At 62.8% G+C, this 23,430-nt stretch carries 18 protein-coding genes; all 18 read left to right on the top strand.

All coding sequences use genetic code 11. The features are described 5' to 3' along the window. The 18 genes from BUS42_RS24750 to BUS42_RS24665 all read left to right on the top strand — a co-directional run bounded on the left by BUS42_RS24750 (window position 1) and on the right by BUS42_RS24665 (window position 23,394). Window positions 1-2,247 carry a bi-domain-containing oxidoreductase gene (locus BUS42_RS24750; RefSeq protein ID WP_074311510.1) on the top strand — a complete coding sequence of 749 codons (2,247 nt, stop codon included), beginning with the start codon at window positions 1-3 and terminating at the stop codon, window positions 2,245-2,247. Window positions 2,248-2,549: 302 nt separating this feature from the next. Beyond that, window positions 2,550-4,136: a lipopolysaccharide biosynthesis protein gene (locus BUS42_RS24745; protein WP_074311508.1), complete on the top strand. Its 1,587-nt coding sequence runs from the start codon at window positions 2,550-2,552 to the stop codon at window positions 4,134-4,136. Between the two features lie 306 nt (window positions 4,137-4,442). Further along, on the top strand, window positions 4,443-5,888 hold the full coding sequence (locus tag BUS42_RS24740) for an O-antigen polymerase (protein ID WP_074311506.1): 1,446 nt from the start codon (window positions 4,443-4,445) through the stop codon (window positions 5,886-5,888). 86 nt (window positions 5,889-5,974) lie between these two features. After that, the gene (locus tag BUS42_RS24735) at window positions 5,975-6,970 is read left to right on the top strand and encodes an NAD-dependent epimerase/dehydratase family protein (RefSeq protein WP_074311504.1); all 996 of its coding nucleotides are present in this window, start codon (window positions 5,975-5,977) and stop codon (window positions 6,968-6,970) included. Between the two features lie 5 nt (window positions 6,971-6,975). Then, complete coding sequence (locus tag BUS42_RS24730; protein ID WP_083670603.1) at window positions 6,976-7,911, top strand: glycosyltransferase family 2 protein; 936 nt, start codon at window positions 6,976-6,978, stop codon at window positions 7,909-7,911. A gap of 194 nt (window positions 7,912-8,105) precedes the next feature. After that, window positions 8,106-9,044, top strand: coding sequence for an FkbM family methyltransferase (locus tag BUS42_RS24725; RefSeq protein WP_083670601.1), 939 nt, complete (start codon window positions 8,106-8,108; stop codon window positions 9,042-9,044). Window positions 9,045-9,074: 30 nt separating this feature from the next. After that, on the top strand, window positions 9,075-10,091 hold the full coding sequence (locus BUS42_RS24720) for a methyltransferase domain-containing protein (protein WP_074311498.1): 1,017 nt from the start codon (window positions 9,075-9,077) through the stop codon (window positions 10,089-10,091). Window positions 10,092-10,225: 134 nt separating this feature from the next. Further along, the gene (locus tag BUS42_RS24715) at window positions 10,226-11,236 is read left to right on the top strand and encodes a CgeB family protein (RefSeq protein WP_074311496.1); all 1,011 of its coding nucleotides are present in this window, start codon (window positions 10,226-10,228) and stop codon (window positions 11,234-11,236) included. Next, window positions 11,236-12,471: a glycosyltransferase family 4 protein gene (locus BUS42_RS24710; RefSeq protein ID WP_074311494.1), complete on the top strand. Its 1,236-nt coding sequence runs from the start codon at window positions 11,236-11,238 to the stop codon at window positions 12,469-12,471. The genes BUS42_RS24715 and BUS42_RS24710 overlap by 1 nt, the downstream gene beginning before the upstream one ends. A gap of 28 nt (window positions 12,472-12,499) precedes the next feature. Beyond that, complete coding sequence (locus tag BUS42_RS24705) at window positions 12,500-13,321, top strand: O-methyltransferase (protein WP_083670598.1); 822 nt, start codon at window positions 12,500-12,502, stop codon at window positions 13,319-13,321. Window positions 13,322-13,614: 293 nt separating this feature from the next. Further along, on the top strand, window positions 13,615-14,385 hold the full coding sequence (locus BUS42_RS24700) for an FkbM family methyltransferase (protein ID WP_074311492.1): 771 nt from the start codon (window positions 13,615-13,617) through the stop codon (window positions 14,383-14,385). Between the two features lie 335 nt (window positions 14,386-14,720). Continuing rightward, the gene (locus tag BUS42_RS24695; RefSeq protein ID WP_074311490.1) at window positions 14,721-15,770 is read left to right on the top strand and encodes a glycosyltransferase family 2 protein; all 1,050 of its coding nucleotides are present in this window, start codon (window positions 14,721-14,723) and stop codon (window positions 15,768-15,770) included. Beyond that, on the top strand, window positions 15,770-16,918 hold the full coding sequence (locus BUS42_RS24690; RefSeq protein ID WP_074311488.1) for a glycosyltransferase: 1,149 nt from the start codon (window positions 15,770-15,772) through the stop codon (window positions 16,916-16,918). Before BUS42_RS24695 ends, BUS42_RS24690 begins: the two co-directional genes overlap by 1 nt. Further along, the gene (gene asnB, locus BUS42_RS24685; RefSeq protein WP_074311486.1) at window positions 16,918-18,879 is read left to right on the top strand and encodes an asparagine synthase (glutamine-hydrolyzing); all 1,962 of its coding nucleotides are present in this window, start codon (window positions 16,918-16,920) and stop codon (window positions 18,877-18,879) included. Before BUS42_RS24690 ends, asnB begins: the two co-directional genes overlap by 1 nt. Further along, window positions 18,876-19,529, top strand: a complete 654-nt coding sequence (locus BUS42_RS24680; RefSeq protein WP_083670594.1) for a YdcF family protein — start codon at window positions 18,876-18,878, stop codon at window positions 19,527-19,529. Before asnB ends, BUS42_RS24680 begins: the two co-directional genes overlap by 4 nt. Window positions 19,530-19,611: 82 nt before the next feature. After that, window positions 19,612-21,213, top strand: a complete 1,602-nt coding sequence (locus BUS42_RS24675) for a Gfo/Idh/MocA family protein (protein WP_074311482.1) — start codon at window positions 19,612-19,614, stop codon at window positions 21,211-21,213. A gap of 243 nt (window positions 21,214-21,456) precedes the next feature. Next, window positions 21,457-22,191 (top strand): FkbM family methyltransferase, encoded by a 735-nt coding sequence (locus BUS42_RS24670; RefSeq protein ID WP_074311480.1) that lies wholly within the window; start codon window positions 21,457-21,459, stop codon window positions 22,189-22,191. A 201-nt stretch (window positions 22,192-22,392) separates the two neighbouring features. Then, the gene (locus BUS42_RS24665) at window positions 22,393-23,394 is read left to right on the top strand and encodes a glycosyltransferase family 4 protein (RefSeq protein WP_074311478.1); all 1,002 of its coding nucleotides are present in this window, start codon (window positions 22,393-22,395) and stop codon (window positions 23,392-23,394) included. Window positions 23,395-23,430: the final 36 nt, after the last annotated feature.

Below are 23,430 nucleotides of genomic sequence, written 5' to 3'. Positions count from 1 at the left end.
ATGAGACAAGTCATTCAATCGTTTAAGACCGGCGAGCTGGTTGTCCAGGACGTACCGTCGCCCGTTCTCCGCGCTCGAGGAATCCTGGTCCACACCGCCGCCAGCCTGGTCTCGGCCGGGACCGAGCGAATGATTATTGACTTCGCCGGCAAGGACTTGATCGGCAAGGCGCGGGCGCGACCGGACCTGGTCCGACAGGTCGTGGATAAGGCGAAACGCGAAGGGGTCCTGAGCACCCTGGACAGCGTCCGGAACAAGCTGGACCAGCCCTTGCCGCTGGGATACAGCTCGGCCGGAATCGTCGTCGCCGTGGGCGCTGAGGTCGAGTCGTTCCAGGCGGGCGACCGCGTCGCCTGCGCGGGGGCCGGCTACGCCTCGCACGCGGAAGAAACGTCCATTCCCCGCAACCTGGCCGTGAAGCTGGCCGACCATGTCTCGTTCGAGGCCGGCGCCTTCGTCACCGTGGGGGCCATCGCCTTGCAGGGCATTCGCCAGGCCGACGTGGTCCTCGGCCACAAGGTCGCCGTGATCGGCCTGGGGCTCCTCGGACAGCTCACCGTTCAGATGCTCAAGGCGGCCGGCTGCCAGGTGCTGGGCGTCGACCTCGACCCCAAGCGGGCCGAGCTGGCGCGGTCACTGGGGGCCGACGCCGTGGGATCGCCCGACGACGCGGCCGCCCTGGGCCTGAGTCAGAGCGGAGGCCGAGGGTTCGACGCCGTCCTGATCACGGCCGACACCAAGGACAACGGGCCGATCGAGCTGGCCGGCGATCTGGCTCGTGACCGTGGCGTCGTCGTCGCCGTCGGAGCGGTCGGCCTGACCGTCCCCCGCAAGATCTACTTCGAGAAGGAACTCGACCTCCGCCTGAGCCGGTCCTATGGCCCGGGTCGGTACGACTCCCAATACGAAGAGGAAGGTCGAGACTATCCCTACGGCTACGTGCGCTGGACCGAACAGCGGAACATGGAAGCGTTTGCGCAGATGCTGGCCACCGGCGCCGTTCGGATCGAACCGCTGATCACGCATCGCTTCGCGATCGAGGACGCCCTCCGCGCCTACGACGTGATCACGAGGAAGGTCGACGAACCGTTCCTGGGCGTGATCCTTGAGTACGAGCGCGAACGCGTGCTGCCTGGGCGCATCGAGCTTCCCCAAGCGACCCCGAGCCGAGGTACGCGCCCGGCCGAGCCGACCGGCATCCGGCTCGGAGTCCTTGGAGCCGGCAACTTCGCCAGCAGCACCCTCTTGCCGGCGATCCGGAAGGTGCCCGGTATCGAACCCGTGGCGATCGCTTCGGGTTCGGGGCTGACCGCTCGGACCTTGGGTTCCCGGTTCGGCTTTGCCTACTGCGCCTCCGACGAGGCGTCACTGCTCCAGGACGAGAAGATCAACTGGTTGGCCATCCTCACCCGCCATGATCTTCACGCCCGCCAGGTGATCGCGGGGATGCGCGCGGGCAAAGACGTCTTCGTCGAGAAGCCGCTGGCGCTCAACGTCACGGAGCTCGCCGCGGTCATGAGCGTGCAGCAGGAAACCGAGCGCCGACTGATGGTCGGGTTCAATCGCCGGTTCGCCCCGATGGTGCAAGAGATGCACCGGTTCCTTGCCCCGCGCCGCGGCCCCTTGATGGTGACCTGCCGGATCAACGCCGGAGCGATCCCGGCGAGCCACTGGACCCAGGATCCGGCCATCGGCGGGGGACGAATCATCGGCGAGGGCTGTCACTGGATCGACCTGCTCCAATTCCTGATCGGGTCGCCCCCGCTGGAAGTCAATGCCCGCGCCCTGCAGGCTGGTGGCCACTTGGTCGGTGACGAAGTTGCCATGACTTTGACTTACGCCGACGGGTCGGTCGGGACGATCATCTATACGGCCGGCGGGCACCGCTCGTTCAGCAAGGAACGGATCGAGGCGATCGGCGACGGTCGGGTGGCGGTGCTCGACGACTACCGGAGCCTCGAGCTGATCGCGGGCCGACGGCGGACTCACCGCCGGGCCTGGCTGCGCACCGACAAGGGGCATCGTGGCGAGTGGGAGACGCTGTTGTCTGTCACTCGGGAGGGATCGCCGTCACCGATCCCCGCGACGGAGCTCGTCGCCACGCACCTCGCGGCCTACGCGGCGATGGAGAGCATTCGCACTCAAAGAACGGTGCCGTTGGACCTTACGGCTTTCTGGGAAGGCGTTGGTGAGACGACCGATCCGGGTGATGCCGGTTGCCTATCCGGGGACCAAGTCGACCCATGATCGTGTGTGATCTGTCTTAATCCGCATTTTTCTCAATCCTTGACAGATCGTTAAACTTGCCTTAAGTTTGTCTCACGCGGCGCTCCGAAGGGTGTTGGTTTGGGCACTTCGGTATGTTTTTTATCGGAACCCGAGGTGGGGTTTTCGCCCTGCAAACAGAGGCCTAGGCTCGACGAGTAGCAGGCTCCGGTCGTGGTCTCTTTGCCACGCCGATCCAGGTTCCCAACGATCGGTGTAACCGACGGGGACGGAGTCCGCGCTAAGCTCCCGCCCGTCACGCTCGAATTGGAAACGCGATTTTGATGCCGATCCTCGAAGATTCCGCCGAGGCGTCGTCGGACCTTTCCGGCGCCAGTCACTCTCGGGTCGCCGGGCGACGTTTGATGCTGGCCGGGATCGGGGCGTCATATCTTCAGAGCGGGGTGGCCATGGCCGCCGGCCTGATCACGACGCGGATCTATGTCGGCCATCTCGGCAACACGCAGTTCGGTCTCTGGTTGACGGCCTCCAGCATCATCAATTACCTACGGCTGGGGTCGAACAGTATGTCCGTGACAGGGACAATGAGGGCGACTCGGGCTTATGCCTGCGGAGAGGACCGCGAAGTCGGCAGCGTGATGGTCACGAGCGGCGTGATCGGTGTGGGTTTCGCCACAATCTCCCTCGGACTCGTCATGCTGGTCATGGCCGGCGTGACCTTCGGGGACTGGTGGCGCGGGGGACATGACCCCCAGTTCTTCATGATGCTCTGCGTCCTGCTCGTCCTCGCGGCAGGGTCGTTGGTCTCGCAGTTCTCAGAGGTGTTCGCGGGAGCAATCCGTGTTCTCCAGCGAGTCGACCTCGAGCAGAGTATCTCGGCGATGCTCCGGTTGGTCCTCTTGGGGGCGGGGATCGCCGTCGTCTTGCTTGGTGGCGGAGTGATTTCGCTCGCGATCGTGACGTCCCTGCACCAGGCGGGTACCGCGTTTCTTTACTGGAGAGTGACCCGGCGGGCCTTCCCGGATCTGAATCTGCGTTCGTCGCAATTCGACGTCAAGATCGCCCGGAGCATTTTCGCCCCGAGCCTCCAGTACTGCGTGGTCGCGATGGGCAGCGCCTTGATCTGGAGCACGGACAACATTGTGATCTCGGTGGCGCTGGGCACGGCGGCGGTGACACCGTTCGCAGTGGCGATGCAGTTGCTGAGCTTCTCGAACGTCATGTTCTCGACGGTCCTCAACGCGTTGACGCACATGACGACTTCCCTCCACGCGCTGGGGGAGGAGTCAAGACTTCGGGGGATGGTCCTCACGATCGCCAAGATCGGCCTGGCCCTGGAGGCGCTACTGCTTGTCGGCTACGCCAGCTTTGGCCAGGAATTTCTGCGGCTCTGGGTCGGACCGGAGCGAGTGGTCTCCCTGCCTGTGTTCCTGGTGCTGGTGGCGATTTTCGCGATCAAGACGTTTGGCGTGTTGTTCGAGATGATCGTATTGGGGACGTTGAATCATAAGCGATACTCGATCCTACTGATTTTCGAGGGATTGCTGAACCTGGTCCTGTCGATTGTCCTGGTGCGCCGAATGGGACTGTTGGGCGTGGCGCTGGGAACGCTCGTGGCTCAGACGGTGTGCAGTGGGTGGTATCTCCCTTACGTCGGGCTTCGGATCGCCGGTTGCCGGTTCGGAGAATTGGTTCGGTGCTCGATCCTGCCCGTGCTGCCGGCCATCGTCGCCGCCGTGGTTGTGGCCCGTCTCTTTCTCCTGTTGCCGCTCGAGCCGAGTTGGGCTCATCTCGTCCTGGGTGCGGTGGCGACGACTCTCGCACACGCCTCTCTGTTCCTGCGCTTCGGGTTGGGACCGAATGAAAAGGACCTGTTGCGTACGATCCGCAAACGTGTGGGATGGGCATGAAGGCCGTGGATTGTTGGCCGTCTCGTGGTTGATTGCTGAGGGCGTGGCAACCGGATCGGGATCCGGCGATCCACTGGACCAGGGCATTCGCCATGGTCGCGCGGGACGTCAAGATTTGCGTCTCCGATTCGGGCGGAATTCACCGGTGCGTCGTTAACGGCCTCACTCCGGCCGGCCCGCGTGTCCGGTGGAGGAAACCAGGAGGCCTCAGCCCCGCTCAACTGTGATGGACCAGGCGTCTGTCCTACGCAGCAGAGGACGGCTCGTCCCCCCGGTTCATCATTTCGTGGCCAAAGGAGGATTAGCATGAGACCCGCTCTTGCGTGCTTCTTCGGCACGATGCTCATGCTGAGCTTCTCCATGATCGATCCCGAGATGTGGGATGCTTGGGCTTATCTGCTGATTTTGACGATTCTGACGATTGCTGGCATGGTTGTGCTCAAGCCCTCAGGGCTTGATCCCCTCGCGTACTTGCTCCTGACTCCGACCGTGCTCTTCGGCCTGGAATCGATGACGCTCCGCCTGGGGTGGTTCAACATCATTAGATACAATGAGAACAGCTGGCACTCTGACTTAACGGACGAAGCACTCAAAAAGGCCGCGATGCTTGTTCTGGCGGGCAACGCCATGCTCTGGTTGGGATTTGCGCAACCCGTGGCCCGGCGGCTGGGCGAGCGGTTGGCCAACCAACTCGCCAAGTTGACCGCGGACGACCAATTTGAGCCGATGATGCTTCGGATCTGGGGCGCATTCGGCATCGGGATCTCCGCCCGTCTGTACATGATTGTCAGTGGAATCACTGGCTATTTCTCCGACTTGACGTTGGTCTCAGAGGCGTCAGGTTACATTCAGTTCCTCAACCTGATCGACGGGTTCGCCACGCTGTCGATGCTGCTCTACGCTTGCATCCTTTTGAAGCAGGAAAGGCCTCGATGGACTCCGTTCTTGGCGATGCTGGGTGTGGAGTTGGGCACCATCCTGCTGCTCGGCTTTAAGGGAATGCTGATCTATCGGTTCATCTATTTGGGGATCATTTACGCGGTCATAAGACGGCGTGGGCCGTATCGACTCATGCTGACAGGTGCCCTTGTGCTCTTGGTGCTCTTTCCGATCAACCTTGCCGCACGCAGGGCCTATAACGAAGGGCGGGTCCAACGCGGTGACATTGGGTCCATCGGGCGTGGGCTTATCGACGGGATGGCGGAGTCGTTCGAATCGGTCTCGGTCTTGGATTCGTTTGCGGACTCCGGCAAGGAAATCGTCCTGGTCTCGGGGAACTTCGAGCAGTTCGCGATGGTGATGCAGTACGTGGACACGACCGGAACGCGCTGGTACGGGATCGATTACCTTTACCCTATCTTCAGCGTCATCCCGCGAGCGGTCTGGCCGTCGAAGCCCAGCCCTTCGCATGGCGGTTGGGTGTACAAGGAAATCTACAGAATGCCCGGTGACTCGGCGGAGTCGCAGACGGTCCCCGGCGACATGTACCTGAATTTCGGCTGGATGGGCGTCGTTTTTGGACTCTTCGTCTTCGGGATGCTGGGCCGGATCGCAGGGGCCGTCGCGATTCGGTTGACCTCAATCCGCTTGATTCCCCTGGCCCCTTTCCTCATCCACGGCTTTGGTATGCCTATCTCAGACTTGGGTGCCCACCTGACCAACTTGATCCGGACCATTGTGATCTATTCCCTGGTCCTTGTCTTCCTTACCCCCCGTGTCCATCGATTGGGAGCCGGGGACCGCCAGCCTTGACACGGGTGCAAGACCCGAGGGCCGCCTTGATCCGTCGTATCGCCTTTATCATGGAGTCATGATAAAATGGGAGAGGAGCGATCAGTATGACTGATAAGAATATTTTGGTGACTGGCGGGTTCGGTTTCATCGGTTCGACGCTGGTCGAACAGCTTCTGGCCGAGCCGGGAAACCGCGTCCACGTCGTGGACAATCTCTCGACCAGTCCGATTGATGTCACCGCGTTCCTCGAGGTGGTGGGCAACCCCCCCAACCTTTCATACGACATCTGCTCGATCGCCGAATACTGCACGCGCGAGGGGGATAAGGGGAAGGCGTTCCGCGAGATCTATCACCTGGCCTCGCCGGTCGGGCCGGTCGGCGTTTTGGCCTACGCGGGCAAGATGACCGAGATGATCTGCGGCGACGCTTACCACGTCATCAACCTCGGGCTCAAACACGACGCGAAGGTCTTAGACATCTCGACCAGCGAGGTCTACGGTGGTGGCCGTGACGGCTACTGCTCCGAGGATTACTCGAAGATCATCCCGGCCAAGGTGACGGTCCGCCTGGAATACGCCGTGGCGAAACTGGCGGCCGAGATCTCCCTGGTCAATACCACGCGGGTCACTCCGCTCCGCGCCTGCATCATCCGGCCGTTCAACGTGGCCGGCCCGCGCCAGTCCCCCAAGGGGGGCTTCGTCCTCCCCCGATTCATCGGCCAGGCCTTGCGGAACGAGCCCCTAACCGTGTACAGCGACGGCTCGATGGTCCGCGCGTTCACCCACGTGCAGGACATCGTGCAGGGTCTGATTCTCACGATGGAGCGAGGGACCAATGGCGAGGCGTACAACCTCGGCAACCCGGCCAATAAGGTCACCATTTTGGAACTGGCGCAGCGCGTCGTGAAAATCGCCGAAAGCCAATCCAGGATCGATCACGTCGATCCCAAGACCCTCTTCGGCCCCCTGTTCGAGGAGGCCAACGACAAGTACCCCGACGCGAAGCGGTCCACCGAAGAACTGGGGTGGCAGCCGCGATCTGACGTCGACCAGGTGATCCGCGACACGCTCCACTACATTCGGGACGGGAGGAAAGCGTAGGGACCATGGCCGCTCCTAGCTTGAAGCCAGTCGAGGAGAATGGGACGCGGCGACCCCTGGTCAGTGTCGTGATGCCGACCTATCGCCGGCCTCATCACATTGCCGAGACCGTCCATTCGATCCTGGACCAGACCTGCCAGGACTTCGAACTCCTGGTGCGCGACGACAGTCCGGACGACGAGACCGAGCGGGTGGTGACCGCGATCCTCGACCCGCGGATCCGCTACCACCGGAATCCGGAGCGCCTGGCGATGCCGGGCAACCTCAACTCGGGAATCGCCGACGCTCGGGGACGGTACATTGCCGTCTGCCACGACCACGACCTCCACGACCGGACCCGCCTCGAGAAGATGGTCCGCCTGTTCGGCGAGCACGAGGACCTGGCCTTCGTTCATACGGGGATCTCGACGATCCGGGAGGACGGGACGTCCCTCGGCGTTGACCACGTGGGCGACTTCCGCCGGTACACGCCGGGGCCGGAATGGCTCCGGTTCTTGCTCTCGTCCTTCTCATGTCCCGTGGCCGCCGACGCGATGGTGCCTCGCTCGATCTACGAGCGCCATGGGTTGTACGACCCCGACTATGGGTTTATCGCGGACGTGGAGATGTGGATGAGGCTCTCCCTGGCAGGGGGGGTTGGCTTCGTGGCCGAGCCGCTCAGCAAGATCAGGGAGCGTGAGGCCGATCACGAGTATCTGGGGGTGAACTGGCGCGTGATCGACTCGCTCGCCCGCATCCATCGACGTTACAGCCCGAAGGGGTATTCGGGCGTCTCCCGGTGGTGGTCCGGTCTTGGGCTCGATTTGAGGCTGGAGCGTTACATCGCGATCCACTATCTCATCTGTGTCAAGCGGAAGGATAAGGCCGGACGCGCCGCGGGCCGCCAGTACATTCGACAGAACGGACGTGTGCTCTCCCGGACCCTGGCCCGTCTGCGCTAATTTTTTGGAGGGACGATTTTCCGTCGTCCTTGAGGTGGGCGTTGCCCACCCGGTTGAGCTCATGGTGGACGAGGCACACCTGGACCCGTTTTCGTTTGCCTGTCCCCTTTTTCCGTGCGCCACCCGAAAGCAACCTGCACACAATAAGCCCACCGAGAGAAGCACTCCGCTTCAAAATGTTGAGATAAACTGAAATGGGAAACAGTTTCTTCCGGGACCGCCTTCAAGATGTTGCCAGGGGCATCGGGCGTGGACTCCGCCGAGTTCGCGTGCGCGGCATTCCGAGAGTTATGTACATGACAGCCCCTTTAGTGTTGGGGCGAGGATTGCAGGTCGTTCGCTCGGTCTCGGGGTTGAAGCTGATGCTCGACCCCTGCGCCTACACCGGTTGCATGATGTTCTATGGGAGGTACTCGACGGAGATCCTGAGGCTGTTGAAAATGACCGTCGGCGAGGGGGATCGTGTCCTTGATGTCGGGACCCAACTTGGGTATATCACGTCCCACCTGGCACAATGGGTCGGGCCGAACGGGGGCGTTTACTCGTTCGAGGCGGATCCCCGAGCCGTCGAGCAGTTGCGGACGACCGTCCGGGAGAATCGGTTCGACTGGGTCAAGGTGTTCCCGATCGCGGCGTCCGATCGGGAGGGGTCGATCTCCTTCAACGTTTCCCCGGTCCTGGGGTGGTCGACTGCGGTGAATGGTACCCACCTGACTGGACTCACCACGATCGAAGTCCCTTGCTCTCGAATCGATGACTTGGTGAACGCAGGCGAGATCCGCCGACCGATCCGGCTCATCAAGATTGACGTCGAAGGATCCGAGTGTGCGGTCCTGGACGGTATGCGTCAACTGATCGCCGAGGACCGACCGTTCGTGCTGACGGAGATCAATCCCGACATGCTCAGACCCTCCGGGCTCTCCTCGCGGGACTTATTGGGACGCTTGCAACCCTTCGGCTATCGCTTCTATCGAGTCTACCAACCCCAGGGCATTCTTGGGGGGGGCGAGACCGCGTTCGCAGAAGTGGATCCCGCGAGTGAACTGGAGGCCTGCGATGTGTTCTGTGCTCCAGAGGGGACTCCGTTGTCCTCCGCCCTCCAAACGCTCGTGGACCGTGCCAAGCACGCATAGTTTCTTTGGGGCTAGACGAAGGGGGGATTTATGCAAGAGGGTGCAATCGCGTCGCAGGGCGAGGAAGCCCAAGAGCTTGATGCGGCCAAGACGCCGCAGCCCCAGACCCCGGGGCTCGTCTGCCCACACTGCCGCGGCCCGCTGGGACGCTCGGACGCCGGCTATGACTGCGCGGCATGTCAGGCCACTTACCCGATCCACGAGGGGGTCCCGTCCTTCATCGAAGCCGATGAGTTTTACGAAACCCGCTATGAGCCCGGCGCGATCAACTTGCTGCCGAACGAGGGCCGGTTCTGGAACCGTTGGCTGCTTTACTTCGTGAGCCTGCACTACCTCTGGTTCGTGCGGAAATACTTCAACCGCCCCGGCGCCGTGCTCGACGTGGCCTGCGGCGGCGGGACCCGCTACCTGACGACGCGCGGCCCCGTGGTCGGGCTCGATGTTTCGCTCAACTCCCTGAAGTTTCTCCACCGCAAGGGGTGGTATCACGAGTCGGTTCGCGCCAGTGCGTTCGAGGTGCCCTACCCGGACGAATCGTTCGACTTCATCTGCGCGAAATTCTTTTTCGAGCACGTGTCGCCCGAGACCAAACCCGGCCTGCTTCGCGAATTCTCCCGGTTGCTGAAGCCCGGCGGCCGATTGATCATGCTTTTCGACTGTGACTGTTCGAACCGACTCTGGCAGTGGGCCAAGCGCGACCCGGACCTGTTTCAATCGGCCTTCATCGAGAATGACGGCCACTACGGTCTGATGCGCCCCTCGGAGACCCTCGAACTGCTCAAGGCCGAGGGCTACAAGGTTTTGGGTTACCATGCGGCCAACAAGACGTCGCTGGTCCACCTGCCGATGCTGGGCTGGCTCGGGGCTTACAAGAGTAAGTCGCGCGTGCTCCGGCTCGTCTTGCCGCTGACCGACGCCATCGCTCGAAACCGCCTGCTCTCAACGGCCTATACGTTCTCCGTCACGGCCTGGGACGATATCATGGAACCGCTCCTGCCGCTGGATCGGGCTCGTTTTCTGCTCGTCGCTTGCGAGCGGAAGTCCTGACGTGGGAGCGCGGAGATACGGACCGTGGTTGACTCACGGTCCGACCGCGGTCCGAAATAAAAAGAGAGTCACGGATCTCCTGATCACCGTTGGTATGGCTTTGGTGGTCGTCCCATCACTTGTTTCGAGCCGCCATGAAGATCTCCGTCATCGGTAAGCAATTCTCCGATTCCCTGGCGCATAATCTGTCGTTCACGTTGAAGCAGATGGGGATGGAGGTGCAGGAGATCGACGAGGACCGGGCGTTCGAGCGGATCCCATTTCGCCGCCGATTACGCTCGATCTTCGCGATTGCCGAGTCGCACCCACGGCTTCTGGCGGTGCGAGACCGGCTGATCCATCGGGAACTGGCCCAGTTCAAGCCCCACATCGTCCTGAACACCTACAGGGACTGGGGACCGCGGGCGATCGCCCGGGCGCGGGACGTTCTGGGGCGAACCGCCAAGATCGCGTTCCTCTACCCCGACGCATTCGCCAACCTCGCCCGGATGTTCCCCTTGGGCGCTGATTACGACGCCCTCTTCTTCAAAGACCCGTTTGGGGTCGACATGTTCCGCAGCCGGCTCGGTCTCAACGCCCACTACCTGCCCGAGGCGTGCAACCCGAGCTGGCACTTCCCGGTCGAGCTCACGCCTGAGGACCGGGCGCGGTACGGGTGCGACCTGACGACCGCCGGGAATATGTACTACTATCGGGCTCGGCTCCTGAGCATCTTTGAGGGCTACGACCTGAAGTTGTACGGCCCCCCGCTTCCGAAGTGGCTCGAATCGCCACTTCGGGCCAATTACACCCACGTTTACGTGTCGGAGGTCGAGAAGTCGAAAGCGTTTCGCGCCGCCAAGATCACGATCAACACGCTGCACCCGACCGAGATCCTGGGAGTGAACGTCCGGGCGTTCGAAGCCGCCGGCTGCGGAGCGTTTCAGATTGCCGACTGGCGCCCGGAAATGGAGACCATGTTCCGAATCGACGAGGAAATCGTCGTCTATCGGTCACGAGACGAGCTCAAGGAGAAAGTGGACTACTACCTGAGCCGCCCCGAACAACGCGCGAAGATCGCCGAGGCGGGTTGCCGCCGCGCCCATGGCGAGCACACCTACCGGCACCGGCTCGAACACGCCCTGAAGATCGTGGATGGATGCTGATGGACGCTTCTCACCGCCTGGCGATCTTGGCCTCGCACCCAATTCAGTATCAGGCCCCGTTCTTTCGGCACCTGGCCGCTCGGCCGGGCGTCGACTTGACCGTCTTCTTCTGCGCTGACTTCGGCCTCAAGCCCTATGATGACCCTGGCTTCGGTACGCGAATCCAGTGGGACATCCCGCTGCTGGATGGCTACCAACACGTCATCCTCCGCAACCGCAGTCGCTCGCCACGCGCCGGCCGGTTTTGGGGTGCCTTCAACCCGGAGATTCGCACGCGCCTCCAGACTGGGGGGTTCGACGCTTTGGTCGTCCATGGCTGGGCCTTGGCGACCAACTGGTTGGCGTTTCGCTCGTCGCGTGCCTTGGGCCTGCCGGTCTTCCTGCGCGGGGAGAGCAACGGGCTGTCCGAACCGACCGGGCTGCGTCGGCTTGTCAAGCGGACGCTCCTGACTCGCCTCTTTCGCTCGACCGCCGGCTTCATGGCGATCGGCTCGCTCAACCGCCGGTTCTACAGGGACTACGGGGTCGATGAGGGCCGGATTTTCCTCGCCCCTTACAGTGTGGACAATGCCTCCTTCCAAGAGCAGGACGCCCTCCTGACACCCAGGCGATCCGAACTCCGGGCGGAGGAGTCGATCCCCGATGGCGCGACGGTCTTCCTCTTCTGCGGCAAGCTTTCCCCGGTGAAGCGTCCCCTGGACCTCCTCGAGGCGTTCGCCCGCCTTCCCGACGTCGGTCGGCACCGCTTGATCTACGCGGGCGATGGGGTGCTCCGCGACGCGATTCTCCGGAGGGCTGGCGCGCTTGGGCTGAACAACGTCCGAATCACGGGGTTCCTCAACCAGAGCGAACTCCCCCGGTACTATGCGCTGGCCGACGCCCTGGTCCTCCCTTCGTCGTATGAGCCGTGGGGCTTGGTCGTCAATGAGGCGATGAACTTCGGCCTCCCCGTCGTCGTGAGCGACCGTTTAGGATCGGCGCCCGACCTGGTTCGGGAGGGGGAGAATGGGTTCGTCGTTCCGTGTGGTGACGTCCCGGCCCTGGCCCGAAGACTGGAACAACTCGCCGGTGACCGTGACCAGAGGATACGGATGGGCGAGCGCTCGCGTGCCCTGATCGCGACTTGGGGAATCCCGCAGACGGCCGACGGATACCTGGAGGGCCTGCGCACGGTGGTCGGTCGAGGTCGCAACAGCTCCATGCAGGGAGTTCGGGATCGGGTCGGCGAGGTTTGAAGATCGTTTGGTCGCGAGTGATGTGTGAATGTCTGATCGGGATGGGACGGCGATGGTGGCCAAGAGGGGGACGGCGATGCTCGGGTGGACGATCGAGCGATTGAAATGGGCTTTGGTGCGCAGGTGCCTGCCGGACCCGGTAAAAGCGAGGCACTCGGAATACTCGATGCTCCATTCCGAGGACGATGCCCTTTCACGCCCCAGCGAGTACCTCCTGGAGGTCTCCCACAAGGCTATCGAGGCGGCTTTGCAAACCGACCTTGGCGACCTTGCTGGGCGCCTAAAGGGGCGTTTTCCCTATCCGGACGACATCGCCAACCTTTGGCCGGGTGAGCATTACCGTCTGCTTGCGGGGCTCGTGCAAGTCTTGAGTCCGAAGCTCGTGATCGAGATCGGCACCGCCGAGGGCCTCTCGTCTTTGAGTATGCAGAAATACTTGCCCGATAACGGTCAAATTGTCTCCTTCGACATTGTACCGTGGCGTCAATATCCACGCTCGTGCCTGGTTGAGGACGACTTTCGTCGAGGTAACCTGAAGCAAATCGTGGCGGACCTTGGTCAGAGCGACGTCTTTGATAACCACCGCGAGTTCCTGGCCGACGCTGGCCTGATCTTCATCGACGCCGCCAAGGACGGCGTTCTGGAGCAAAACCTGATCCGCTTTTTTGAGACTGTGCCGTTCCGATCTCGTCCCATCTTCCTGTTTGACGATACCCGGCTCTGGAACATGCTCTCAATCTGGCGCGACCTCCGCTGGCCCAAGCTGGACTTGACCTCGTTCGGGCACTGGGCCGGGACCGGCCTGTGCGAACGCGGCCTCCATGTTCCCGGAGCCGTAACGACGTCGTGATATTTCGGCCCTGCTGGGCCGATTGCACGACATTCCGTACGGTTTTGCAGAATCGACCTGCCCATTGCCGCGGCGGATCGGGATGGTGATCTTCGCCCTTGGCTGGAACGGCGGTGGGCAATCGGATGATTGATAAAGGATCGTCGTGGGTTTCGCCCCAAGACACCTGGGTCTCTGCCCTCGAGATATGCAGCGGTTATGAAGCCATGAGGGCGATAACAGCCCTCCTCATCACAACGACCTGATGGGAAAACTTCAAGCAACTTCCAATCGAGATGGGAACGAAGCGCGACATGTCCAGGATCAACTTGCTTTTACCTGTGGGATTGCGTCGACTCCTGGACTATCGGAACCGCCTCCGGGCCCTGGGGATCTCACCCGGTTTGTCTTACTCACGCCGATACAGACAAGCGTTGGAGATTTCGTGCATTGAAATCTTCCCACGAGAGAGCCTGACTGCTCTCAAACGCGTCGTCGATGTCGGGGCCAACGTGGGGGAATGGTCCCTGGGGATCGCTTGCCTCACGAACGCGAGGGAAATTATCGCCTTCGAACCCAATCCTCCGGTCTTTGAACAGTTGCTGCGCAATTCAATCCATGAAAAGCGAATCACCTGCGTTCAAAAGGCGATTGGCTCCAACATTGGAACGATCGGCTTCAATGTGGAAGCGTCCCACAGGATGTCTTCGATTCTTCCCTTGAAAGGTTGGGCCCGAGAGTTCCATGGGTCCGGCGGCAGAACCGAAGAGATTACGGTTCCGATTTCGACTTTGGATCATGAATTGTCTTCTTACGATGAAATTTCACTCCTGAAGCTGGACGTTCAGGGCTACGAATCCCAGGTGATCGAAGGCGGCAAGGACGTTCTGAAAAGAACTAAGATTTTGATGACCGAAATTGTCTATAATTCGTATTACGAGAATGATTCTTGTGCCTTGGACCTGGTCAATTTAATCACGACCGCCAGCCCTCTGAGATTATGGGGTATCTCTGCACCGGGCTGCTCCCCCTCGGGTCGACCGCTGGTGGCTGACGCAATTTTTGTGAATAGCGATTACTCTTGAAGACACTCCCCGGCGCTCCGATGACCTGAAGTTTGGACAGTCTCCGCCGGAGTGGTGCATCCGGCAAGTCTTTTGGCCCTGGAATTGACCGATTCCGTTTTGTAAGGGGGCCGTGCCCACCCGACACGATTGCCACGCGGGGGCGACGTCAGAGAACTTGCCGGACGAACCAATTTGGGACGTTAATGCTCACCCGAGCGAAGATGTCTTCCTGCACGGCATGGTTGAGCCGTGAGTTTCTCGCGTGATCACGGAGGCCTTTGGTCGGCCACGTTGGCGGACATTGCCTCGGTGGGTCGGGTCCAACTTTGCTGCTTGAGAAGGGCATCCGAATTATGAGCCGAACGCCACTGATTTCAGTCTGCGTTCCCACCTATAACTATGCCCGGTTCATCGATGACTGTATTCGGAGCGTCATGGACCAGACGCTCACCGACTGGGAACTCGTGATCTGCGACGACTGCTCCACGGATCATACGGAGGAGGTCGTCCGCCGCTACGCGGCCGCGGATCCCAGAATTCGCTACGTCCGCAACGAGCGCCGACTGGGGATGAACGGGAACGTCAAGCGGGCCGCCGAAACCGGGACTGGCCGCTACTTGAAGATGCTCTGCTCGGACGACTGGATGGCACCGCGGTGTCTCGAGGTGCTCTCTGGGCTCATGGAAGAATTTCCGAGTGCGACGATCGCCACCTCGGCTGTGATCCAGACGAACGAGGCGGGCGTTGCATCGCACGTTCAGTTCTTGTTCGGATCGCCGGTTTCCTTGATTCGCGGAGAGCAGATGCTCGACCAGATGGCGCGAGCCGAGGGGTTCGGGGGGCACTCCAGCTTCTTCATCCGCGCATCGTCTTACCGCGAAGTCGGTGGATACAACGACACGCTTCTCTACGCGGCCGACTACGACCTGGCCGCGCGGCTTTGCCGTGTCGGCGATTATCTCCACTCCGACGCGCCTCTCTTTTACGGCCGTACCCAACCTGAGTCGAGTTCTTCCGTCAACCCGCTCAAACTCTGGGATGTTCAGGACTGGTTCGAGATCCCCGACGCAATCTACCGGCCGAGGCCACCGTTCGGGCGTGAGTGGCGGCGTTACCAGGGACTGACAGCCCGGCTCACCGCCCGCTACCTCGCGAATTATGTGCTCGAGCACCTGCGCGGGCACCACACCTACGCCAATGCGTTGGGGAAACTTTTGATCAAGCACGGGAACTTCGCGGCCGGGATCCCCTTCCTTTTGGTCGATGCCCCTTCTCGACTCATTCGCAAGCTCGCGACCACGAATCTGCCCGCGTCGCAGCCGCCTGAATCCTGGATGGGTCCTCCGCCGGCTCATCGCGGCGCGATCGCCGTCGAGGACAGCGGAACAGGCGGGGCAGCCTGATGGAAACGATCCAGGTCACGTACACCGTCGATGAAAAGGTCGGTGGCCCTGCTCAGTCGGTCCCGGCGCTCTGCGGAGCGCTCGAGGCGAGTGGGGCGCGGTCGACCCTGCATGTGGTGGCTCCGGCCCCCGAAGCGCTGGCGCGCCGGATCCGGCTCGTCGTTCATCCTCAGTGGCGTTTCCCGCATCCCCGCCTGGGCATCTCGCCGGCCATGCGGCGAGCTCTGTACGCGGCGGTCGCGACGGCCGACATCATCCATGTCCACGGTCTCTGGCAGATGCCCAACGTCTATCCGTCGTGGGCGGCCCGGAAGACGAAGTGCCAGGTGGTCGTCTCGCCGCGCGGGTCGTTTTCGCCCTGGGCCCTGAAGCGGTCGAGCCTTCGCAAGCGGAGCATCTGGCTGGCTTGCCAGGGTCGGGCGGTGCGGCAGGCCGCCCTTCTCCATGCCACCTCCGAAGCGGAGGCCCAGGACATGCGTGACTTCGGCCTCCGCGCCCCAATCGCGGTCATCCCCAACGGGGTCACGCTCCCGGATCGGGTCGTCGCCAGGCGCGCCGCGGACGGGCCCCGGCGGTTGCTCTACCTGAGCAGGGTCCATCCCTCCAAAGGATTGGATTTCTTGATCCGATCCTGGCGGAGCGTTCAGGACACGGCCCCGGACTGGACCCTGGACATCGTGGGCGGGGAAGACCAGAAGGGTTACCAGGCGGAGTTGGAGGGGCTGGCGCGGGAGATTGGTGCCGAGCGCGTCGCCTTCCACGGCGCCTTGTTCGGGGAACGGAAGGCCGAGGCCTTCCGACGGGCGGACCTCTTCGTTCTGCCCACGCATTTCGAGAACTTCGGAATGTCCGTGGCCGAGGCCCTCGCCTACGAGGTGCCGGTCATCGTCACCCGCCGGGCTCCCTGGGCCGGGGTGGAGGCGAACCGTTGCGGTTGGTGGATCGAGTTCGGCCAAGACCCGCTGACCGAGTCGCTCCGCGACGCGCTGGCCCAGCCTCCCGACGCCCTTCGCGCCATGGGCCAGCGGGGGCGCGACTGGATGGAGAAGGATTTCTCCTGGAATCGGATGGGGCAGATGATGCATGAGACCTACCTCTGGGTCGTGGGAGGGGGCACTCCCCCGGCCTGGGTCAGGAGTGGCATCTAATGTGTGGGATCGCGGGAGTATGGGCAAGCGATGGTCGAACCGCCGAGGCGGCCGTACGGGCCATGACCGCGACTCAGACGCACCGAGGTCCCGACGACCAGGGGGTGATGACGTTCAACGTCCCCTCGGGACACCTGGCGCTGGGGCATCGCCGGCTCTCCATCCAGGATCTCTCGCCGCTGGGCCACCAGCCGATGGAGAACCCGGAAACGGGGGACTGGATCGTCTTCAACGGCGAGATCTACAACTACCCCGACCTCAGGGCCGAGTTGGTGTCGGGGGGAGCCAGGCTCCGGAGCCGTTGCGACACCGAGGCGATCCTTCACGCGTTCGCCCGGTGGGGAACCGGTGCCTTCGACCGGCTCGAGGGGATGTTCGCCCTCGGTCTCTACGTCGCGCGGGAGCGGCGGCTGCTCCTGGCTCGCGACCCCCTGGGTATCAAGCCGCTCTACTACGCCTGGGACCGCGGTGCGTTCGCCTTCGCCTCCGAGCTGAGAGGGCTCGAGGCCAGCGGTCTGGTGGACCCGGAGATCGACCGGGCCGCCCTGGCCAGCCTGCTCGCCTTCGGAGCGGTACCGGGCCCGCTCACCATGCTCCGCGAGGCCAAGATCCTCGACCCCGGCTCCTGGGTCTCACTCGACCTGGCCGGCTCCCGCCCGGAGGAGCGCCGGCCGCTTCGCGCCGTCCGCTATTGGGACTTCCCCGCCCCGCGCGACCATCCATTCGATCGGGCCCGGACCCACGACGAAATCCGCGCGCTGCTGACGTCCGCGGTGCGTTCGCACCTGATCAGCGACGTGCCGGTCGGCGTGTTCCTCTCCAGCGGTCTCGACAGCACGGCCATAGCCGTGCTGGCGGCCGAGGCCCGCCAGGGAGACCTCGATACCTTCACTATCGCCCGCGAAGGGGATCCGGAGTCGGACGAAGGGCCGGTCGCTCGAGACACCGCGAAACGGCTGGGAGTCCGCCACCACCAGATCGATCTGACCGAGTCGGTGGCGAGACGCCTGGCGGAGGACTGGCTTGCGAGCCTCGACCAGCCCAGCGTCGACGGCCTGAACACATACATCATCTCGCACGCCGTGCGGCAGCGGGGCATCATCGTCGCCCTCTCCGGACTCGGCGGAGACGAGGTCTTCGGAGGCTACACCACGTTTCGCGAAGTGCCCCGGCTCGCGCGGCTGGCGCGGGCCGCCAGAGGGGTGCCGCGAGGCGTCCGCCGCGAAATGGCCCGCCTGCTCTACTCCGGAAAGACCAAGGCCCAGCGCCAGAAAGCGGTCGAAATGGCCGGCGAAGCCCCTTCGGTTCCCGGGCTCTACTTCCGCCGTCGCCGGCTCCTGTCCGACGCGGAAATGGCCGGCCTGGGGCTTCGGTCTCACGAGCTCGGTCTGAATGACTCCTACCTCCCCGAGCTGAGCCAGCCCGATCGGGGCCTCTTCAAGGACGACCCGGTGGCCACCGTCAGCGTTCTCGAGAGTCGCTTCTACATGGGTAACATGTTGCTTCGCGACTCCGATGTTTTCGGCATGGCGCACGGGCTCGAGATCCGTGTGCCGCTGCTCGACCGCCGGCTGACCGATTATGCGTACGCCCTGCCGGGCGCGTTGCGAGTCGATCGGGGGGGGCCGAACAAGACGCTCCTTGCCGGCGCTCTGGAAGGGCGTCTTCCCCCCCCGTTGCTCGCCCTCAAGAAGCGAGGGTTTACCCTGCCGCAGGCGCGCTGGATGGCCGGTCCGCTCCGCGACCTGTTCGAGGGCTTCATCGACGCCACGCGGCGCTCCGGACTCGTCGATCCCGCGGGGGTCGACACCATCTGGCGCGACTTCCTGGCTGAACCGAATGGATCGACCTGGTCTCGCGCCTGGATCGTTGGCGTCCTGGGTGCCTGGCTGAACCGGCGGTCCGCGAACCCGGTGGATCCCCCTCGTTACCTTGACCAAAGCGGGGCGTCCCTCCGTTGAGTGAGCCTACCCCAACGCCGGCCCCGGCCCCGGTATCGCGACGTTCCTTGTGGCGATCGGTCCGCGGGGGGGGCGCCGTCCTGGGCTTGATCGTCGTCGTGCTGGCACTGGCGCACCGTCCCCTGCTGGTTGGATTCGCGAATCAGTTCCGCGTCGACAATCCGGCTCCCTCCGATGCCCTGATCCTCCTGCTTGGAGGCGCGGACCATCGGCCGCGGAAGGCGCTCGAGCTCTACCGCCGGGGCCTGGCCCCGATCATCCTCCTGGCCGAGTCGGGCGTGCAGCCGGTTCTGAAGCTCGACGAGTCGGAATTGACGCGGCAGTATCTCGTCGACGAGGGCGTTCCAGCCGCGGCCGTTCAGATTCTCCCCGGCGGCAAGGTCAAGAGCACCCGCGATGAGGCGATCCGGGTCCGCGCCTACGCCCGGACCCAGCCGATCCGGCGGGTCACCATCGTCACCACCGCCTTCCACACGGCGCGAGGCCGCTGGATCTTCCGCCGGTCGCTACGGGGCCTGAACATCGACATCCGCATGGCCGCCGCGGACCATCCAGCGTTCCACGAAGCGAACTGGTATCACACCGAGGAGGGATTGGTGCTTTACTTTGCGGAATTCATCAAGACCCTCTTTTATCGACTCTCGTACTGAATGCTGGCCTGCGCACTTCTCGAGGACGCGAATCGGCCGGGCCTCGGTCGTCGCCACACAAGTTTGACTTGGAGGAGGGATCGTGTTCGTGCTTGGGCGGGAGTGGAAGGGAGGATACCTCGATTACGCGTGTGGCGAAGGCGAGACTCGAATCGCGGTTGCGACCTGGCAGAACCTCGGGGTGGTCGACAATGCGTTCATCAAGCGACCGTTCGATTGGCGACTGATCCATAATTATCTCCCTGAGATCGGTCCAAGACTGGTCCTCCGGAAGATTCTCTCGCGCACGCGTGAGCGGGTGCGCAACATGAAGCACGTCTCCTGCGGTCTGGGTCGTGTGCTCGACACGCGGGGGGACACGTTCGCGCAGTCGGACCCTGTCGTCTTCCTGGCCCCCTTCCATCCCAGGTGCGTCGATCGGGTCGTGTTGAACGACGCGCTCATCCGGCGGATTTCGCCGGAGCGCTGGCAGAAGGCCGAATCCTGGCTGCGCGATGGGACCATCCATTACGGCGAGTTCGATCAGGAACTCGAGGGAACGCGATCCTGGAAGGATTGGGCGGGTTGGAGCAGCGATTCCGGCATCGGCATCGAACGAGAAGCGATCGAGGTCTTCCTGGAAGGGATCGAAGACAAGCTGCTCCAAGGCCCTGGAGCCACTCGGACTCTTGAAGTTCCCCCTCGTGAGACCAGCGAGCGATCCCAACCCCAACCCGCAATGCCGGCGGCCGATTCCACGGCAACGCCGAGTCGCCGCGCGGTCGTCTTCGGACTTGGCAATTATGCCAAGACGTCTCTCATTCCCAATATCGACTCCGGAATCCGCGTGGAGACGGTCCACGAGCTGGATCCAACCCAGCTCGGCCTGATCGCGTCGTTTCCCTACGCCTGTGACACCTCGCCGATCGCGCGGGCCGACGAATCGGCCGATGTTTACTTTATCGCCGGCTACCACCACACGCATGCCGATCTTGCGGTCCACGCTTTGAATCAGGGGATTCACGCCGTGGTGGAGAAGCCGCTCGCGACCGATGCCGCGCAGTTGAGCCGGCTCCTGAAAGCCATGGAGACCACGAAGGCCAGTCTCTTTGCTTGCTTCCAGAAGCGCTATCTTGTCTTCAACAGCTCCATCCGCGAAGACCTTCGGGTCGCGCGGGGTGAGCCCGTCTCGTGTCATTCCCTCGTCTTTGAAATCCCTCTGCCGGAGAAGCACTGGTACAACTGGCCGCGATCACGGAGTCGCCTGGTTTCCAATGGATGTCACTGGATCGACCACTTTCTGTTTCTGAACAATTACAGCAGGCCGATCAAACAGGCCCTCTGGCTGGCCGCCGACAACTCGATGACGGCGCTTCTCGACTTGGAAAACGGGGCGTCGTTCTCGATGACGCTCACCGACCGAGGCAGCAGTCGAATCGGTATCCAAGAACATGTCGAGTTTCGGGCCAACGGGGCGACTGCCACGATCACCAACGGGAGCCGCTACTTCGCCGAGTCGTCCCGACAGGTTCTCCGGAAGCACTCGATCAACAAACTTTCGGTGTACAAGGAAATGTATCGAGAGATCACGCGAAGGATCAGCAAAGGGGGCGTCGGGGATAGCGTGAAGTCGGTCCAGGTCTCGACACAGACCATGCTGGACCTCGAAGACGAGTTGACCAGGATCTGCGCGGCCAGGACCTGACCGGTGCGCGCGTAAGCGACCCTGCCTCGGACTGACGGAATGTGAGAAGCTGGCTTCGGTTGAGGCCGTGATCCGACGGCTCCGCGACCACGAACTCGCCCTCGCGGACGCGAGTGGCAGACGATCCAGGACCGCTTCGAGGATCGAACAAGGCAGGTACAAGGAACTCCTGTTCCCGGGCCCAGTCGTCCGGTATCGAGGGGCCGCGTCACCAAGCGTATTGAGTCAGCCACTGAGGAAACCATGAACTTTTCGCGCATTACGTCCGAGACGGCGCTCGGCAAGATCCTCCGCCTGCCTCTGCGCTTGCTCCCACGAGGTACGACCGTACCGATTCTCCAGGGCCCGCTCAAAGGTAAGAAATGGATCGTCGGCTCGAGCGATCACGGATGCTGGCTCGGTTCTTATGAACATGCCAAACAGAAGCTGTTTATTAAGCACGTTCCCGTGGGAGGCACCGTTTTCGACGTCGGAGCGCACGTCGGTTTCTATACGCTGCTCGCGTCGCAATTGGTCGGTGAGAGTGGCCATGTCGCCGCCTTCGAACCGTTCCCCGAGAATGCGGCCTTCCTGAGAAGGCACATCGATCTCAATAAATTCGGGAATGTGTCGATGTTTGAGGCCGCGGTGTCCGACCACGATGGCACGATCACGTTCCTCGAAGGGCCGACGCGGTTTACGGGCAAGGTCGATCCCTCTGGGGGACGTTCCACCCGTTCCGTGACCCTCGATACGCTCGTCGCTCAGGGTGAGGTTCCTGTGCCGAACCTGATCAAGATGGACATTGAGGGAGCCGAGCTCGGCGCTCTGAAAGGGGCGGCGACAATCCTCGCTCAGCACCGGCCGACGATCTTCCTCGCGACGCATGGCAAGGACATCCACTCCCAATGCTGCCAATTCTTGGGGTCTCTGGGCTATCGTCTCGAGAGCCTCGATGGGTCGCCGTTGGAGCAAGTCGACGAGATCATTGCCCGGTAACAGTCCCAGCAGGGTCGCTGAGGCCCCTCAGGAGCGCCTCGCGGCTCTTCGTTTCCTGATCCTCAATCGGCGGAAGTAAAACGCCAGGAGTTCTCATTGGATCTCACTCCTGTACCGGAGCGGTTAAGGGCGGAGGTTTCCCCACGGGAGGGGAACTCCGTCGCCTCGCGCCAGCCTTCGAAGCGGCCTCGGATCGTTCTGGTGAGCTCGGGACTCGGGCCGGCCTTCGGAGGGATCGGGGTCGTCACGCAGATGGTCGTCGACGCACTCGAACCGGACGTCGATCTGACGGTCTGGCGCCATCACTTGCGCTGGCCTCGGCCGTTACGGCTCGCCTACCTGTTCGCAAGAGCCTTCTGGGGAGGCCTTCGCCGACCCGATTTCATTCTGTACGAACACATCGACCTGGCTCAGATCCATGCCAAGGTGCCTGGACTGCGGGGGATCCGGTACGGCCTTTTCTTCTACGGCACCGAGGCTTGGCGGCAGCTCGATGAGCCTCGCAAAGTGGCGATCCTTGGTGCTGACCTGAAGATGACCATCTCGGCCACCACGCTGGAGCTTGCGCGTAAGTCCAACCCTTGGCTGCCGGACGCTCGGGTCGTCTGGCTCGGTGTGCGGACTGGCACGCCCGCGGGTCCTGAAGTTCCCCGCGAACCGATTGCGCTGATCGTGGGGCGGATGAATGCCAGTGAGCGACTCAAGGGACATGACCCGATCCTCGACGCCTGGCCGAAGATCCGCCTCGCTGTCCCGCAAGCCAGGCTGATCATCGTCGGTGGGGGAGATGATCGCCCCCGCCTCCAGCAGCGCGTCGAAAAGGAGGGGATTTCCGGCGTCGAATTCCGGGGATGGATCAGTAACTCCGAGCGAGATTCCCTTTACCGGTCGAGTCGCCTCTTTCTCTTTCCCTCGCGACAAGAAGGCTTTGGCCTGGTCGCGGTCGAAGCCGCAGTGGCCGGCCTCCCCGTCTTGGGCCTGCGGGGAACCGTGATCGAGGAGTTGTTTCCCCAGGGCTCTGGGGTCGTTCTGGTCGATGAGGCGACCGGCCCGCAGATCGCCGCGGCCGCGATCCCGTTGCTCTCCGACCCCGACCTGGCCGGGACGATCGGGCGGTCGGCCCGGGCTCGCGTGAATGGGATGTTCCTGGAAGAACACTTTGTCACTCGATTCCGCGAGGCGCTCGCTCCGCTGCTGGACTGACCGGAACGCCGCTGGAGACGGTTGACGAGCTCATCG

Origin of the sequence: Singulisphaera sp. GP187 (assembly GCF_900129635.1) — a bacterium.
Classification (GTDB): domain Bacteria; phylum Planctomycetota; class Planctomycetia; order Isosphaerales; family Isosphaeraceae; genus Singulisphaera.
The sequence above is the reverse complement of the archived record's forward strand: the minus strand, read 5'-3'. Positions and strand labels throughout refer to the sequence as shown.